At 46.4% G+C, this 16,900-nt stretch carries 14 protein-coding genes; 8 read left to right on the top strand and 6 right to left on the bottom strand.

Annotated features, from left to right (window positions below):
* Positions 1-59: 59 nt before the first annotated feature.
* Genes CSH93_RS13400 through CSH93_RS13390 form a run of 3 tightly spaced genes read left to right on the top strand, consistent with a single transcriptional unit; the run spans position 60 to position 4,188 of the window.
* Positions 60-1,829: a DEAD/DEAH box helicase gene (locus CSH93_RS13400; protein WP_100643762.1), complete on the top strand. Its 1,770-nt coding sequence runs from the start codon at positions 60-62 to the stop codon at positions 1,827-1,829.
* Complete coding sequence (gene cysG, locus CSH93_RS13395; protein WP_100643761.1) at positions 1,829-3,238, top strand: siroheme synthase CysG; 1,410 nt, start codon at positions 1,829-1,831, stop codon at positions 3,236-3,238. The genes CSH93_RS13400 and cysG overlap by 1 nt, the downstream gene beginning before the upstream one ends.
* Positions 3,211-4,188: a hypothetical protein gene (locus CSH93_RS13390; protein WP_100643760.1), complete on the top strand. Its 978-nt coding sequence runs from the start codon at positions 3,211-3,213 to the stop codon at positions 4,186-4,188. The genes cysG and CSH93_RS13390 overlap by 28 nt, the downstream gene beginning before the upstream one ends.
* Here the strand turns inward: CSH93_RS13390 and CSH93_RS13385 are convergent.
* Together CSH93_RS13385 and CSH93_RS13380 are read right to left on the bottom strand one after the other, a co-directional pair.
* Complete coding sequence (locus CSH93_RS13385; RefSeq protein WP_100643759.1) at positions 4,163-5,137, bottom strand: diguanylate cyclase domain-containing protein; 975 nt, start codon at positions 5,135-5,137, stop codon at positions 4,163-4,165. The genes CSH93_RS13390 and CSH93_RS13385 overlap by 26 nt on opposite strands.
* A 66-nt stretch (positions 5,138-5,203) precedes the next feature.
* Complete coding sequence (locus tag CSH93_RS13380) at positions 5,204-6,601, bottom strand: PhoH family protein (RefSeq protein ID WP_100643758.1); 1,398 nt, start codon at positions 6,599-6,601, stop codon at positions 5,204-5,206.
* A gap of 212 nt (positions 6,602-6,813) precedes the next feature.
* Between CSH93_RS13380 and rapA the strand changes: the two genes are divergently transcribed.
* From rapA to CSH93_RS13355, 5 genes are all read left to right on the top strand, one after another.
* Positions 6,814-9,654: an RNA polymerase-associated protein RapA gene (rapA, locus tag CSH93_RS13375; RefSeq protein ID WP_100643757.1), complete on the top strand. Its 2,841-nt coding sequence runs from the start codon at positions 6,814-6,816 to the stop codon at positions 9,652-9,654.
* Positions 9,654-10,400: a bifunctional tRNA pseudouridine(32) synthase/23S rRNA pseudouridine(746) synthase RluA gene (rluA, locus tag CSH93_RS13370; RefSeq protein ID WP_100643756.1), complete on the top strand. Its 747-nt coding sequence runs from the start codon at positions 9,654-9,656 to the stop codon at positions 10,398-10,400. The genes rapA and rluA overlap by 1 nt, the downstream gene beginning before the upstream one ends.
* Before the next feature lie 80 nt (positions 10,401-10,480).
* Positions 10,481-11,278: a DUF3530 family protein gene (locus CSH93_RS13365; protein WP_164078373.1), complete on the top strand. Its 798-nt coding sequence runs from the start codon at positions 10,481-10,483 to the stop codon at positions 11,276-11,278.
* A gap of 121 nt (positions 11,279-11,399) precedes the next feature.
* Positions 11,400-11,720 (top strand): hypothetical protein, encoded by a 321-nt coding sequence (locus tag CSH93_RS13360; protein WP_100643754.1) that lies wholly within the window; start codon positions 11,400-11,402, stop codon positions 11,718-11,720.
* 89 nt (positions 11,721-11,809) lie between these two features.
* Positions 11,810-13,180 carry an AmpG family muropeptide MFS transporter gene (locus CSH93_RS13355; protein ID WP_420807259.1) on the top strand — a complete coding sequence of 457 codons (1,371 nt, stop codon included), beginning with the start codon at positions 11,810-11,812 and terminating at the stop codon, positions 13,178-13,180.
* A gap of 20 nt (positions 13,181-13,200) precedes the next feature.
* Here CSH93_RS13355 and CSH93_RS13350 read toward each other — a convergent pair whose 3' ends face one another.
* The 4 genes from CSH93_RS13350 to lgt are packed head-to-tail and all read right to left on the bottom strand — an operon-like array spanning position 13,201 to position 16,898.
* Positions 13,201-14,172, bottom strand: a complete 972-nt coding sequence (locus tag CSH93_RS13350) for a diguanylate cyclase (protein ID WP_100643752.1) — start codon at positions 14,170-14,172, stop codon at positions 13,201-13,203.
* Entirely contained in the window at positions 14,169-15,206 is a 1,038-nt protein-coding gene (locus CSH93_RS13345) for a response regulator (protein ID WP_100643751.1), read from the bottom strand. The genes CSH93_RS13350 and CSH93_RS13345 overlap by 4 nt, the downstream gene beginning before the upstream one ends.
* Positions 15,207-15,239: 33 nt before the next feature.
* The gene (locus CSH93_RS13340; protein WP_100643750.1) at positions 15,240-16,073 is read right to left on the bottom strand and encodes a thymidylate synthase; all 834 of its coding nucleotides are present in this window, start codon (positions 16,071-16,073) and stop codon (positions 15,240-15,242) included.
* Positions 16,074-16,898 carry a prolipoprotein diacylglyceryl transferase gene (gene lgt, locus CSH93_RS13335; protein ID WP_100643749.1) on the bottom strand — a complete coding sequence of 275 codons (825 nt, stop codon included), beginning with the start codon at positions 16,896-16,898 and terminating at the stop codon, positions 16,074-16,076.
* Positions 16,899-16,900: the final 2 nt, after the last annotated feature.

Genomic DNA, 16,900 nt, shown 5'->3' with positions numbered 1-16,900 from the left:
GGGGTTGGTGGGCGCGACATAGCTGCTTGAAATGGCCTCGCCCAAACTCAGGATCCACAATGACTCAGACTGTCGACATTAATTTTAGCGACCTCAACCTCCCCGAACCAATTTTACAAGCGCTTGAAAAAGTGGGCTATGAAAAGCCATCACCTATCCAAGCTGAAAGTATTCCACTTATACTCGAAGGGCATGACCTTCTTGGCCAAGCTCAAACAGGTACCGGTAAAACAGCAGCCTTTGCGCTCCCTATGCTGGCAAAGCTTGACGATGATGCCACCCTGCCACAGTTACTGGTATTAGCACCAACGCGAGAACTGGCTATTCAGGTTGCCGAAGCCTTCCAGGTATACGCAAGCTTCTCTAAAAAGATCCGTGTATTACCTATATACGGCGGCCAATCTTATGATAATCAAATTCGCCAACTAAAACGTGGTGTGCAAGTCGTGGTGGGCACGCCAGGCCGAGTCATCGACCACATTAATCGTGGCACGTTGAAGCTCAACGAATTACGTTTCTTGGTACTTGATGAAGCTGACGAAATGCTACGCATGGGTTTTATCGACGATGTAGAGCTTATTCTCAGTCACGCACCAGAAGAGCGACAAACTGCGCTATTTTCTGCCACGATGCCAGAGCCTATCCGTAAAATTACCAAGCGCTATTTGAATCAGCCGAAGCATGTCAAAATTGCCTCGAAAGTGACGACGGCCAGTACCATCCGTCAGCGCTATTGCCAGGTAGCCGGTCATCATAAACTGGAAGCATTGACACGTATCATGGAGGTCGAGACCTTTGATGCCATGATAATTTTCGTACGTACCAAAACTGCCACGGTTGAATTGGCAGAGAAATTGTCTGCACGCGGCTACGATGTAGAGCCTTTGAATGGCGACATTCCACAAAATGCCCGTGAACGCACGGTTGAGCGTTTGAAACAGGGCAAAATCGACATATTGGTAGCTACCGATGTTGTTGCGCGTGGTCTAGATGTCGAACGCGTAAGCCACGTTATCAACTTTGATATACCTTACGATTCGGAATCATATGTACACCGAATAGGCCGCACTGGTCGAGCAGGCCGTCAAGGTGATGCGATCTTGTTTATCAATTATCGCGAAAAGCGTTTGCTTACTTCCATTGAGAAAACAACAAAGCAAGTGATCGAAAGAATGGATATTCCATCGATCAACGAGTTAAACCAATCGCGTTTGTCACGTTTCAAACAAAGTGTTGTTGAAGCTTTACAAGACGATGCCATTGAGCAGTTCATTCCAATCATAGAAAGCATTCAAACCGAGACCGAAGCCTCACCGGAACGTCTAATGGCGGCTTTGGCGAAGTTAGCGCAAGGTGATGAGCCGTTGCTATTGAATGAGACTGATCGTCCTGACTTGCATAGCAAACCCGCACGAGATGATAAACGCGGTGCTCGCTCTGAAAGAGGAGAGCGTGGTGATCGCAACGATCGCTCAGAACGTCGTAAACCTCAACGCAATAGCCAACCCGATGCCGATAAGCAACGTTATCGGATCGACTGTGGTCATGCTCATGGAGCCAAGCCCGGTAATATCGTTGGTGCCATCGCCAATGAAGCGAATATTAGCAGTAAGCATATTGGTGCTATCGATATATACGACACCTACAGCACTGTTGATTTACCCAAAGGTATGCCAGCAGAAACCCGCGAAGTACTGAAAAATACGCGCGTTGCTGGACAACGACTGAATATCCGAGAGTGGTCGGATCAACCTCCGCGTAAAGGTGGGAAAGGTAAATCCGATAGAGGCGGTCAAGACAAAAGGCGTAAACCCAAAATAGACAAGTAATGCGTTATTTCCCTGTTTTTGTTGATAGCCAACACAGCCGAGTACTCATCGTCGGTGGTGGCGAAGTGGCCGCCCGCAAACTCGAACTAATCTTGAAGACTGAGGCCAGCATCACGCTGGTCTCACCTTGGTGCTGTAAAACGGTTTTAGAACTGTGTCAAAAGCACGAGGTAGAGCTTATAGAACGAGAATTTGTGGATGCAGATATTCAGCATAAAAATCTGATCTTTGTTGCGACCGATAACCCTGCGGTAAACCAGCATGTGCATGATTTAGCTAGCGCTCAAGACATTCTGGTGAATGTTGTCGACAACACGCCACTGTGCAAGTTTATTACACCCTCTATTGTCGATCGCTCGCCGATTATCATTGCGATGAGCTCTGGTGGTGTCGCGCCAGTCTTATTACGCTACTTACGTCAAAAGCTAGAGAGTGTTATCCCGCACAGTATTGCTGCTTTAGGGGATTTCTCTGAACGATTTAGAGACAAAGTAAAACAGGCTCTGGGTTCAGTGACACAACGCCGATATTTTTGGGAAGATGTGTTAGACGGTGATATCGCAGAAGATGTTAATCAAGGACGTCTGCAAAGCGCTGAACAAAAATTAGAAGACTTGTTACGGCATTACCAACAACAATCAACCGGCAAAGGGCAGGTGTATCTGGTGGGTGCAGGCCCCGGAGACCCGGACCTTTTGACTTTTAGAGCGCTACGCTTGATGCAAAAGGCTGATGTTGTTGTATACGACCGGTTAGTGTCACCTCAAATTCTCGAACTGGTTCGCCGCGACGCCGAAAAAATTTACGTCGGTAAAGAAAAAAGTCGCCATACATTGCCGCAACAGGATATCAACTCATTATTGATCGACGAGGCACTCAAAGGTAACAGAGTCGTGCGTCTCAAAGGTGGGGACCCCTTTATATTTGGTCGTGGTGGCGAGGAAATTGAATCGCTCTTAGCACATGATATTAGCTTTGAAGTTGTACCGGGTATAACCGCTGCGACAGGTGCTGCGAGTTATGCTGGCATTCCGTTGACGCATCGTGACTATGCACAATCCGTGGTGTTTGCTACCGGGCACCTAAAGGATGACAGTATCGATCTGAATTGGGCGGCGCTAGCGCATAAAAATCAAACCATTGTATTTTATATGGGTTTGACTGGATTACCCATCATTGTTCGAGAGCTGATCGCCAATGGGCTTGGCGAAGATACACCGATCGCATTGGTTGAATCTGCTACGCTACCACAGCAAAAAGTTGTGACTGGTACATTATCATCGATTGAAAAATGTGCAGAACAGGTTGACATTAAGCCACCAACGCTGATTATTGTAGGAGGTGTTGTTAAGTTGCAGGGGCAACTGAACTGGTATCAACCATGCGCGGAGTCACGTACAGAGTCGTAATCATTTTTGCAACCAGCTATTGGTTGTGGGCATCTGTGTCTCTCGCGGATCAATTGAATTTTTCTCGCGTCGCTAATGAACGGGAAATCCAATATACCTATCAATGGCAAGATGATAAGCGACAGAGCCAGTCTCTGTCATTTGCACTCGATCAAGATACGATTGCCAATTTACCGACCACTCAGCGCAATTATCAACCCGCTATTGCCCAAAGGCACGTCGTAGTGTCCCTTTTCAGGCATGCAAGAACCTATGATCCGCGTGAAGTACGCATCGAGATTAAGCCGAATGGCGATTTAATCGACATCGCCGTGAGCAGCCGCTTTCCAGAAAAAATTGCCGAATATGAAGAACAAATGCGGGCGCGAGAAAAATCAGCCTTCAATGAATATCTGTATAAGAACTACTACGAACAGTATCAAACGCGCTTAAACGAAAATGCGATTAAGCCTGACCATACGCGCTATATTCAAGAAAGCACGCGAGCACTTATTCCACTCTCTCAAGCATTATATGAGAAACTTGACCAGCAAAGTGACGCCAGAAATTATATCAACTTGCTGTTAGGCTGGCTGCAAAGCATCCCCTACTCGCCCTTAAACGACCGCGTTGAGTCCAATGGTTCAGGTTTTTTACCACCCATAACCTTACTGAATCAAAACAAGGGTGATTGTGATAGTAAATCTGTACTCGCTGCTGCGATCATCAGAGCGTTTCTCCCTAACGTTCCCATGCGACTGATATTTTTGCGCAATCACGCATTGTTAGGCATAAACCTTACGCTCAAAGGTGGTGACGAAAGCATTCAGATTGAGGGTTTACACTATATTTTATTAGAGCCTACTGGGCCGCTAACCTTGCCACTGGGACAAGCTGGGGATGATACCTTGCAGGCTATTAACCAAGGTACTTACACTACCCAAGTTATTCCTGCCCTGACGCTGAATTAGACTCTGAAAAGCCTTTACCATACACACTGCTCACCGTACAGGCTCGCCCTTTATGCTTGGCATCATAGAGCAGTTTATCCGCAGCATTGTATACGTCAGACTCAGTATTTTGTGTATTGGGCTTGATACACACCGCGCCAATACTCACGGTTAGGAATTCAGACACTTGGGATTTTTTATGCTCAATTTTTAGATCCGCAATCGTCATGTGAATGCGTTCAGCGATAGATTGTATAGCCTCTATCGACACATCGGGAAGTAACAGGGCAAATTCTTCGCCTCCGACTCTGGCGGCTAAATCCTTACTTCTCTTTGCAGCCCCGTTGATAACCCGTGCAACTTTTTTAAGCACCTCATCACCTGCGCCATGCCCATAATGATCGTTGTACTGCTTAAAGAAATCTATATCCAGCAGCACTAGGCCCAATGTGCGCTGTTCCTCAACACTTTCAACAAAAGCGTCGTGTAGTGCCTGATCGAATCTACGTCGATTCGATATACGCGTTAGTCCATCAGCATCGGCATAGGCTTTTAGCATATCGGTTTTTAATTTGAGATCGATTTGCATGCCTATGCGAGCCATAGCTAATGGCAACTGGAAGGGCTTTCTAACGTAGTCTACTGCACCAAGTTGTAAGCCTTTAAGTTCGTCATCCGTCGACCCTTCTCCGGTCACAAACATCACAGGTATGGATTTGGTATTGTCCTGTCGCTTTAATTGGCGCAGCACTTCGTACCCATCCATGCCGGGCATACGAATATCAAGGAGGATAAGGTCAACCGGGCGCCTCGACACGAAGTCTATCGCCTGCTGACCCGAGGCAGCCACATGCACCCAATATTTTTGCTGTAACGCATGACTCAATATTTCAGCATTAATGGGTTCGTCGTCTACAACCAGCACCGACGCTTTATAGTTTTGCAGCCTATCCAGCATTAATTCAGGCATTTCCGCCTCAACATATCATCATATTCCCTGACTAACTGTACCAAAGCATCTGCGAAATACCTAGGTTCACAGCTCCTGCTCAGCAAACTCCGCTAAGCGACTTCTAACAACCCCATCCAAATTAATGGTGGCGCTACCTGAGAAGTTTTTGAATTTTTCAACAATGTACGTCAATCCCGACGTCACGGCGCTTAGATAGTTACTGTCAATCTGCGCTAAGTTCCCGCTACAAATTAGCTTAGTCCCTTCACCACAACGCGTAATAATCGTCTTAAGTTGCGACGCCGTTAAGTTTTGCGACTCATCGAGTAACACAATTGCATTTTGTAAGCTTCGCCCACGCATGAAGTTGACGGACTTAAACTGGATATTGGCTTTCTCCATGATATAGCTCATTGAACCTTTGGTGTTTTCATCGTTCTTGTGCAACACCTCTAATGAGTCAGTGATCGCGGCTAACCATGGCGCCATTTTTTCTTCTTCAGTACCCGGCAAGAAACCTATCGACTCCGCAATTTCCGGCGTGCTACGTGTGACGATAATCTTGTCATACATATTTCGCTCTACCGTCATTTCTAGCGCTGCAGCCAACGCCAACAATGTTTTACCTGAGCCGGCGGGCCCTGTAAGGATAACCAAATCAATATGCGGGTCGAGCAACGCATGAAAAGCGAGGGCCTGACCAATATTTTTAGGGGTTATCCCCCACGCATGACGCCCCATTAGTCGCTCATAGCCAAGATCAAGAACGTCCATGGTTTCTTCGTCCATTGACTCAACCATGCCCGCAAACTGGTTCGTGTCATCTAACAAAAATTCGTTTATGTAAGCTTCTGGCAATATCTTACGCGGCAAAGTATGGATCGTATCTCGGCCTTCTGTTCGACTGTCTACTGACTTGATTTTCGACCAAAAATCACCTTCAAAACGGTGATAACCCTTGGACAAATATTTGATATCGCTAATCAATTGGTCTGTACGGTAATCTTCAACATGTGCAAGGCCTGCACCTTTCGCTTTTAAACGCATGTTGATGTCTTTTGTCACTAGCACCACCTGGCGCGGTGAGCTGGTGCGCTGCAAATGCAAGGCGACATTGATAATTCGATTGTCATTTTCATTACTGGTGAAAACTTGCTGCGACTCATGCATGTTTAAATCAGCAAAAATAGAGAGAGAACCTGTTGGTGCCGACTCCCCGGCCGTAAGCCCCTCCATTGAAACACCATTGAGCATATCTTCCGGTGATGCCTCATGCAGCAAGTCTTCCATCGCTCGGATCGACACTCGCGCATCACGAGCGACATCTTTTTTGCTGTCTTTAATATAATCGAGCTCTTCCAGTACCGTCATTGGCACTACAACATCATTTTCTTTAAAGGATAAAAAAGCTAAAGGTTCATGCAGAAGAATGTTGGTATCAAGCACATATAATTTAGTGGTGGGCACTTTTTTTTTCGGCATCCGTTACTCCAGTTATTAACCACAATGTCTGCTGATGTGTTGTGAAGCAAAAACACTAACAGCAGTACCATCACAATAGTAAAGTTTGTGCTGCTTCGCACCTCCTTTTTACGATAAATTTTTGCCTCTGTGCGACGATCCCACGATTAACAGTGACTTTGCTACACTTATCGCTACAATACGCCGCTTTTTATTGAGATGGAGTAATACTCATGGCCATTAACGACGCTTATGCAGTCGGACAACGCTGGATCAGCAATTCTGAGCCGGATCTGGGGCTTGGCGCTATTATTGCGGTCAGCAATCGTACTGTTGACATACTGTTTCCAGCCACAGAAGAACAGCGAACTTACTCTATCGTTGATGCGCCGCTAACTCGTCTGGTATTTGCTGTTGGCGATACTATCAAGAGTCATGAAGGCTGGGACATGCTCGTGACCCAAGTTGAAGAGCACAGCGGCGTAATGAATTACTTTGGTCTTCGCGAAGATACAAAACAAGATGCTAAGCTGCACGAAATTCAGTTGGACCATCATATTCGCCTTTATCAACCCGAAAAAAGAATGTTCAGCGGCCAACTGGATGATCCAAAGTGGTTTGATCTACGCCATGACTGTTTACATCACCAGCATAAACACTTTACATCGCCAACGCTGGGATTATCAGGCGCTCGTTTAGAGTTAATTCCTCACCAATTGCATATTGCGTCTGAAGTGGGTAAGCGCTACGCCCCGCGCGTTTTATTAGCGGATGAAGTGGGGCTGGGTAAAACCATTGAAGCTGCGTTGATCGTACATCAACAAATTCAAACAGGACGCGCTCAACGCGTACTCATTGTCGTCCCTGATAGCCTTGTACACCAATGGCTAGTTGAGATGATTAGACGAGTGAACCTAAGTTTTGCAGTATTTGACAAAAGCCGCTACGAAGCGATCCAAGAAGAGCATGATAACACTGCAAACCCTTTCGAAACTGAACAGTTAATACTTTGTTCACTGAGCTTTTTTACTGAAAACCCTCAATATTGTGAGAATGCGGTTAATGCCACCTGGGATTTGCTTATCGTCGATGAAGCCCATCACTTACAATGGCAACCAGAAGAACCTTCGCTTGCATACAGCATCGTAGAACAACTTGCACAAGCCACTAAAGGGGTTTTGTTGCTCACTGCGACGCCTGACCAATTAGGTCATGAAAGTCACTTTGCCCGTCTACGCTTGTTGGATCCTGCACGTTTTCACAACTACGATACATTTTTGCAGGAGGAACAGCACTATGGTGAGTTAGCCAGTGCTGTTGAACCACTGCTTAGCCATCAAATCCCCGATCAGGAGCAACTACAACGCTTAAAGGCTGTGGCCGGTGACTGGCTAGATGATTATTCAGACTTTAGCCAATCAGACGTCAGAGAGTCGGTCGTTGACCGGCTTATTGACCAGCATGGAACAGGCCGTTTGCTATTCCGCAATCGACGCGCCGCGATCCAAGGCTTCCCACAACGACATGTGCACCCACACGCACATTCAATGCCTGAAGAATACCAGCAGCTATTAACCGACAAGACTAATGATATCAATGTGTTATTACACCCTGAACAACAAGCAGAAGTGTTTGATACTTGGCTAACGATTGATCCGAGAGTCACTTGGTTACTACAATTTCTCACTGACGTTAAACCGCAAAAAGTACTCGTCATTTGTGCTAGTTCAGTGATTGCGCAACAACTCGCTGAACACGTTAGAGTTAAAACCGGCATTCGCCAAACCGTGTTCCACGAAGGCATGAGTTTGTTAGAACGCGACAAAGCAGCCCATTATTTTGCGCAACAGGAAGATGGCGCACAAGTGTTGATTTGCAGCGAAATAGGCAGTGAAGGACGTAACTTCCAGTTTGCCAACCAATTAGTGTTGTTTGATCTACCGATGGTGCCCGATTTGTTGGAGCAACGCATTGGTCGATTGGACCGTATAGGGCAAACGCAAGACATTGATATTCATGTTCCCTATTTTACAGACTCCAGCCAAGCGGTGTTATTTGATTGGTATCATGAAGGACTCAACGCGTTCGAAAAAACATGCCCAACCGGCACTCGAGTATTTGAAGAAGTGTATGAAAACCTGCACGCAGCGCTAACCTCAACTGAGCAGACAGTGTCTCACCAAGCTTTGATTGAACAAACACAAGCATTGCACACAACGTACAGCCAACAGCTCGAACAAGGGCGAGACAAATTGCTGGAAATCAATGCGTCGGGGCAAGGTAAGATTGAGCCTTTGCTTGATATCATAGCGACCCAAGATGTTTCCAGTGAGTTGCCTAATTTTATGAATCGGCTGCTCGACGCCCTTGGCGTTCAACAAGATGAAAAGGATGCCCACAGTTATGTGTTAATGCCGACAGAATCCATGGTGAACCACTTACCGGGGCTGGACCATGAAGGGATGGAAATCACTTATCGACGCACTACCGCAACTCGCATGGAACACTTGCAATTCATCAGTTGGGATCATCCATTAGTACACAACGCCATGGACGTAGTCTTAACCGATGTATTGGGTAAAAGTAGCATGGCATTTATCAAAGACCCATCGCTACCAACAGGCGCATATTTTATCCAAGCAAGCTTTGTTCTAGCGGCAAAAGCCCCGCGACAACTCCAATTGGAAAGTTACTTGCCGGCAACCCCCATCATGGTCACGCTCGACGCCAAAGCTGCTACGAACGATGTGCAATTTGAACGCTTCTTCCCGGTCAGTAAGAAAGTGGCAAGTAAACTTTTGACCGCGCTCAAGCCTGCGATATTGCAGGGGTTGGAGGCCGCTGAACGGATCGCGCATCAACAAGCCAATCAAATCCAGCATGATGCGATTGCACAAATGCACAATGTACTTGGTGGTGAAGCGACACGTTTGCAGTCATTGGCGGAACATAACCCCTCTATTCGAGCAGAGGAGATTGACTTTATCCGCGATCAAGTTAAGCAACTTGATGCCGTGATGCAAAGCGCTCAGTTACAGCTTGACGCCATCCGACTATTGGTGAACAACCCCTAATGGTATTACTACATTACGATCCACCTACATCGCCCTATTTGAAGTTCCTGTATCGGGATAGCGACGTATTGGTAGTGGAAAAGCCAAGCGGATTACTCAGCGTAAAAGGACGAGCAGAGGCCCACTTCGATAGTATTCAGACTCGTGTGATGAAGGTATACCCAACGGCCTCAATAGTGCACCGCCTTGATATGGCGACCAGTGGTATTCTGTTAATGGCGCTAAACAAAGCGGCAAACCGAGAATTGTCGAGACAGTTTCAACAAAGAGAAGTACACAAAACTTACTTTGCCAGAGTGTTTGGTCATCCTCAAAATGACACTGGCCGCATAGAGCTACCCTTGATTTGTGACTGGCCCAACAGGCCAAAACAGATGGTTGATCATGAACACGGAAAGCCTTCAACAACAGACTACCAAGTCGTCAAGCGAGACCAATACAGTACGCTCGTACAACTGTCTCCTATTACGGGGCGGTCGCATCAATTGCGCGTTCATATGCAGGCGTTAGGCCACCCAATCCTAGGGGACCGCCTATATGCCCATGCAGAGGCACTAAGGGTGTCTCCACGCCTTATGCTTCACGCACAGTCAATTGAGTTTACTCACCCTGTAACAGGCCAGAACATGCGATTTGAGTCGCCTCATGCTTTTTCTGATGAACTCATTGACAGCAATCAATTCGAGCACCAAGCATTTATTCAGGTCAGTCAACATGAAGAAATACCCACCTCGGCCGATAAGTAAGTTACGCTGCGCTATAGTCTGTGGGAGACATGCACGTCATAAATCGTTCGCTTTTAGTTAGACTAGGATACTGCCTGTTATTGTTAACAAGCAGTTTTTGCGCGCGCGCGCAATCCCTACCAACCAGCGAGTTGTTTGCAACTGACGCACAGAATAGGCTGGCCAAGGGCACAATAGAAATGGTGCTGGCAGGCACAGAACAGGTCCCCGTCACGTCCACACCAGCAAGTGTCCCGTTAACTCGCGGTGTCGCCATTATCATTAGTGATCATTTAGACGGGTTATTTGGTAACGAAGGGTTAAGCCTGATCCAAAAGTCATTGAATCAATGGGGCTGGCACACTGTTATAGTGCCAGCTCCTGTGCCCAACTTAACCAGCAGTGAAGATACTGGTAGCGGCGATGAAATCAATGCTCTCAGTGCGCACAGTGCATTCTCGCAAGAAGCAATGTCGCGCTATGTATTGGCATTAAGTCAACGTGTAGAAGCGGCAGGGAATATGGCACAGACGACGCCAGGCTATCGTTTAGTGATTGCTCGTGGCATATCAGCAGCAGGACTGGTCCAACTGTACTCACAAGGGTCTTTGCAAGAACCCGATGGACTCGTGATAGCGGGGCCCTTCTGGCCTGAACAACAGTTAAACCAATCTTTACCTGCTCAACTCGCAACAACGGCTTTTCCCGTTCTCGACATCACCAGTGAATGGGACAATCGCTGGAGCCTGCAAACGATTGAACAAAGACGAGTGAAAGCCATTACTGAGCTAAAGCTCCACTATCGTCAGCGAGACATTATCGGCACTGTTTTTACTACTCAGCAATATCAGGCTTTAGCAAAACAAATATATGGCTGGGTGACCTATTTAGGCTGGTAAATAACCAGTTATTTTTCAAATGCTTTAATCCTTCACATTGCACTGTTTTAGGCGATCTCAGGTAAATTTCAAAAACCCGTCTATACTCATGGTAAGAGAATAACAACCAGATACATAAGGCGTGCAAATAGCTTCGTTTATTGACCAAAAGTCTCAACAGTTGACTTACTACCTCAGTGCATATTGGCGCAACGAGTTGCCTCATTCTGAGTTGGAACTTTTTTTCTGGGATACTTTAGAAGAGTGGGGACAAGTCAATGATCGGGCACAACCCTATAGCCAGAAAGAGCGCGTATTTTGGCATGTGCTGCATCAAATGCATTTTTGGCCTGATGCTAAACTTGCGTCCGATCCCATACTGCACGATGAGCTAAGCAATTGCATTCACTACCTTGAAGGTCGAGGGCTATGCCCCTTCGACTGCATCGGCATTCGTCCCTGAGCACATTCAATTCACAGATTGTTCAAGACCTTAACGTAGAATTCTGATACCTTTTCTCAATTGTCAAACGGCCTGCAAGGAAACTGCTGTTGTCTTCTGCTGCTAGTCATTTCATCGCTTCACTGGCTAATTACCGAGATAAACGCATTGTTGCCATTTTCTGCTTAGGAATGGCCAGTGGCATGCCGTGGGTGATGATAGGTTCAGCCTTGTCTGCTTGGCTCAAAGATGGCGAGCTTTCTCGCAGCTCTATCGGATTATTTGGCGTGTTATTTGTCGCCTACAGCATTAACTTTTTGTGGTCTCCATTATTAGATCGTGTACGAATTCCATGGCTTACCACCCGCATGGGACAGCGCCGTAGCTGGATTGTGGTCACTCAGTGGGGCGTTATTTTAAGTTGCCTCAGTATGGCGTCATTGCAACTACCTGAGCAGTTATTTGCTATTGCATTGTCCGGTCTGTTAATCGCGATTTCCAGTGCAACACAAGACATTGCAATTGATGCTTTTCGTATCGATGTAATCGGTGCTGACGAAAAACAAAAGCTCAGCGCAGGCTCAGCCATGGCAACGGCGGGTTGGTGGACAGGCTACGGAGGCTTGGGAGCAATTCCTTTTTTCTTAGCGGATCTACCGGGTTGGCAATGGCAAGATGTGTACTATGTACTCGCGTTTGTAATGCTCATCTTGCACACCACAGTGTACTGGATATCTGAGCCCATTACTGATCGTGATGCTGTGCAAGCAAGTGCGACTGAATACTACAGTCAGCGATTTTCACAACAGACTTATAAAGGCTTTTCAGCAATTGCGGGTTGGCTAGCGGTAACCCTCATTGAGCCGTTTAAAGATTTCTTTACCCGCAATGGTGTTAAGCTCGCACTCAGCATGTTGCTGTTTATTTTTCTTTTCAAAGTTGGAGAAGCCTTCCTCGGTAGAATGAGTATTGTGTTCTACAAAGAAATAGGCTTTACCAATACTGAAATAGGCACGCTATCAAAACTACTGAATTGGTGGGTAACCATCATTTTTGCCGTTATCGGCGGTATGGTTAATATGCGCTACGGTATCTATCGCGGACTAATGATCGCGGGAATTGCCATGGCATCGAGTAACCTAATGTTTTCTGTTATTGCAGAAATTGGCCCAAGCAAGCCGTGGTTTATCGCCACCATTATTGTTGATGGATTTACAGCGGCATGGAGTACTGTCGCTATGGTCGCGTTTATTTCTTTACTGTGTAATAAGACGTTTTCAGCAACTCAGTACGCACTGATGGCGTCATTGAGCAATTTGAGTCGCACGTTATTGTCATCGACAAGTGGCTTTATTGTTGATGCTTTAGATGGCAACTGGAGCTTGTTCTTCATCCTCACGGCGATAATGGTGACCCCAAGCCTGCTATTTTTATATAGTTTGCGTCACAAAATAACCGCTCTTGAACAGAGCCGAGGGTAGTAGGCGGCGGTTAACATAACTTATCCGCCAGGTTTACCTTCGTATATTTTGACTTGGTTACGGCCAGACTCTTTGGCCGCGTATAACGCTTGGTCTGCATCTTCGAGCCACGCCAATGCAGTTGTATAGCTCGAATGGAACTCAGCAGCGCCTACACTAATGGTAAATGTTATCCGTTGACCATCATGCTCCACAACGACCTTTTCGGACGCTTTACGCAAGCGTTCAGCGACATAATTGGCTTGCACGACAGGGGTGTCGGGTAGCAATATTGCAAATTCTTCACCGCCATAACGCCCGGCGTAATCGGTTTCTCGGATCAGCGTTTTGATCACATCCGCGAGTGATTGAATAACCTTATCACCGGCCTGATGACCGTAGGTATCGTTAACACGTTTGAAATGGTCAATATCAAGCATTATCACTGTTGCAGGCTCTTCACTGCGTAGTGAACGCTTGTACTCACGCTCAAACTGTTCTTGCCAAAAGCGGCGGTTATACAAGCGCGTGAGTCCATCTATTCGACTTACCGCTTCAAGCTCAGAGTTGAGTCGCTCAATATTTAATTTAGCCAATGCTTGGTCGGTTACGTCGTAAACCATAATACACACCTTTTCGACCTTCTCATTGAGCGAGGCTAAAGGGAATATTGTGATGTTTTGATACATATAATCTGAAGCAGACGTAATCGGTCTGTTGGTACTAAATTTGAACAAATAGGGGCGTTGTTCCCAAATGAGGAAAGCAGGCGTTTTTAAATCAAATGCGGGTTGAGCTTTGCGCTCCAGCCAAGCCTTGTCGATTTCTGGAAACAAAGAAAACAAGTTATTGCCAACCACAGCACTGGGCAATTTACCGCTGTGATTTTCCATAAACTGGTTCCACATTTCGACTTTAAAATCTCGGTTTATTACCACAATACCCACTTCAATTGACCCCATCAGGTCGTATTGCCAGTGGAGCTCTGCGACTTCGTTTGCGGTCTGACTCATTCGAAACGCCCCTCATTTACATCGATTAGACGCGTATACACTTGTTCCATTGCAGAGCCCGGGATCAACAGCAGTAAATCGAACTGGATATCGTGTTTTTCCAGTGCATAGGCAATTTCAATTGCCATGACTTTGCTCCAACGCGATATTGTTGTTTCAAGCAGAACATCCAAGTTACAGTGGCGCCCCAGTATAATCGGGTGGTTATGGCTAAATTTCACGTTCAACTGTTCAGACAGTGCATTTAAACAGGCACCAATTAGAATATTTGAAACATCCATCAAAGCTTCTATTTCGAGCTGTTCGGTAATTTCAGTTGCGTCATAGCCCAATAGCTCAACCATACTGGCGAAGTTGTTGTCGTTGAACAGTAACAACGCTTCTCCGCTGATCCCGGCACTGACAAACCCTTTAGAAACCGCAGACAACATGGTATTGCGCTTCACTTCCGCAATTGCCATACGAAGTTCGTTAGTTTCCAGTAGATTCACATTGGGGATCGGCAATTGAATAAATTCACCAAACAGTGTGGCAAGGCTTTCCCCGGCTCGCCCCATGGCCACATTCACGAGTTCTCGATAGGCATCAATGCGATCTGCAGCTTTTACCTTTGTGGATACGGGCTCATCTTGCGTGTGTGCGACTTTTCCGGTTGCTTCTGGCGCTCCGGTGTAAACACCATACTGGCTTAAAATAGTCGTCAGCTTCTCATTATCAATGGGCTTACGAATGAAATCTAAAGCGCCCATCGCCATCATACGATTGCGTGCTTCTGGTTGTACATCACCCGATACAACGATAACCAATGTGGGTAGATCATGTTCACGGATGTACTGCATGGTTTGGTAACCGTCCATGACCGGCATATTCAGATCAAGGAAAAGAACATCGCCTTTACCTTGTTTGATCTGTGCAATCGCATCTTCACCGTGCTCAGCAAAACTCACTGACACTTCCCACCCATCTGGAATGGAGCGCGCCATTTGCCGACGGGCAAATCCTGAGTCATCGCATATAAGCACTTGTGTTGTCATTAAGGTACCTACTACTTTTTCGGGTCCGTACGATTAAATTGCTACCGGTGCTTTGATGTGAGGGTGCGCTTGATAATTGCACAACTCAAAGTCATCATAGCTAAATCCGAAAATATCCTTAACATCCGAATTAATTTGCATTGTCGGCAAAGGATATGGCTCTCGTGATAACTGCTCATTCGCCTGATCAATATGATTGACATACAAGTGCGCATCACCGAGCGTATGAACGAAATCGCCGAGCTCTAAATCACACACCTTAGCTACCATCATAGTCAATAACGCATAACTCGCAATGTTGAATGGCACGCCCAAAAATACGTCACCGCTACGTTGATATAATTGACATGACAACTTGCCGTTTAACACATAGAACTGAAACAGCGTGTGACAAGGCGGCAATGCTTGTTTACCGCGTGCTGCGTTTTCTTTTGGAGAAAAGCTCGTGTCAGGTAACACGGCTGGATTCCATGCGCTCACAATCAAACGGCGCGAATCTGGGTTATGCTTTATTTGCTCGATAACCTCGGCTATCTGGTCTATTGATTCGCCGTTTTCACCACTCCAGCTGCGCCACTGGTGACCATATACGGGGCCTAACTCACCGTCGTCGGTAGCCCATTCATCCCAAATCGATACACCATGTTCATTTAGGTACTTTATGTTGGTATCACCCTTTAGAAACCATAACAACTCATGAATGATACTGCGCATGTGGCACTTTTTAGTCGTTACTAACGGGAAGCCTTCAGCCAAATCAAAGCGCATTTGATAGCCAAAGACGCTGATTGTGCCTGTACCTGTGCGGTCTTCTTTGCGCACGCCGTTGTCGAGGATATGACGCATTAGTTCATGATATTGTTGCATTTATTTTTTACGACCTTGCGTTTGAGATGGATCATCGATTTGGCCTTGGCGATAGCCATTGGCTATTAGCCAAACGCCTAATAAAATCATTGGCAAACATAATAGCTGACCTTGAGATAATCCAAAAGAATAAAGACCCAAGTGGCTGTCTGGTTCGCGGAAAAACTCTACGATAAAGCGGAAGCAACCGTAGCCCAGCAAAAAGGCTCCACCAATAACGCCTCGCGGTTTAGGTTTCGCCGATAAGAACCAAAGAATAACAAACAGCAACACGCCTTCTAGGGCAAACTCATACAGCTGTGATGGGTGACGCGGTTCAGCTCCAGCACCGGGGAAGACAATCGCCCAAGGTACATCTGTCGTTCTGCCCCACAACTCTGCATTGACAAAGTTGCCTAAACGTCCTGCCCCAAGCCCAATTGGAACAAGCGGTGCAACAAAGTCTCCCAATGTGAGGAAACGCATGTTCATTTTGCGCGCGTACAGGGCAATGGCTGTAATAACGCCCAACAACCCACCATGGAAAGACATGCCACCGGTCCATATTTTAAACAGATAAAGCGGATCACTGAGGAAAAGGTCAAACTGGTAGAACAACACATAACCTACGCGACCACCGATAATGACCCCCAGAAACCCCCAAAACAGGAAATCACTCAGTTGTTCTTTGGTCCAACCGACACGTGATATACGTTGTTTCGCTAAAAAAAATGCGGCGACAAAGCCGACTAAATACATCAGTCCATACCAACGTACGCTGACTGGACCGAGAGAAAAAATCACTGGGTCAATGTATGGAAATACCCAATATTGCTGTTCTGACACTA

The organism is Neoalteromonas facilis, from assembly GCF_002807665.1.
GTDB lineage: Bacteria > Pseudomonadota > Gammaproteobacteria > Enterobacterales > Alteromonadaceae > Alteromonas_E > Alteromonas_E facilis.
Note: the sequence above shows the minus strand (reverse complement) of the source record. Positions and strands in the feature narration are given on the sequence as shown.

Excerpts from the sequence above, each read along its gene's own strand:
- CSH93_RS13400 (WP_100643762.1), top strand. The coding sequence starts at position 60 with ATGACTCAGACTGTCGACATTAATTTTAGCGACCTCAACCTCCCCGAA.
- cysG (WP_100643761.1), top strand. The coding sequence starts at position 1,829 with ATGCGTTATTTCCCTGTTTTTGTTGATAGCCAACACAGCCGAGTACTC.
- CSH93_RS13390 (WP_100643760.1), top strand. The coding sequence starts at position 3,211 with ATGCGCGGAGTCACGTACAGAGTCGTAATCATTTTTGCAACCAGCTAT.
- CSH93_RS13385 (WP_100643759.1), bottom strand. The coding sequence starts at position 5,137 with ATGCCTGAATTAATGCTGGATAGGCTGCAAAACTATAAAGCGTCGGTG.
- CSH93_RS13380 (WP_100643758.1), bottom strand. The coding sequence starts at position 6,601 with ATGCCGAAAAAAAAAGTGCCCACCACTAAATTATATGTGCTTGATACC.
- rapA (WP_100643757.1), top strand. The coding sequence starts at position 6,814 with ATGGCCATTAACGACGCTTATGCAGTCGGACAACGCTGGATCAGCAAT.
- rluA (WP_100643756.1), top strand. The coding sequence starts at position 9,654 with ATGGTATTACTACATTACGATCCACCTACATCGCCCTATTTGAAGTTC.
- CSH93_RS13350 (WP_100643752.1), bottom strand. The coding sequence starts at position 14,172 with ATGAGTCAGACCGCAAACGAAGTCGCAGAGCTCCACTGGCAATACGAC.
- CSH93_RS13345 (WP_100643751.1), bottom strand. The coding sequence starts at position 15,206 with ATGACAACACAAGTGCTTATATGCGATGACTCAGGATTTGCCCGTCGG.
- CSH93_RS13340 (WP_100643750.1), bottom strand. The coding sequence starts at position 16,073 with ATGCAACAATATCATGAACTAATGCGTCATATCCTCGACAACGGCGTG.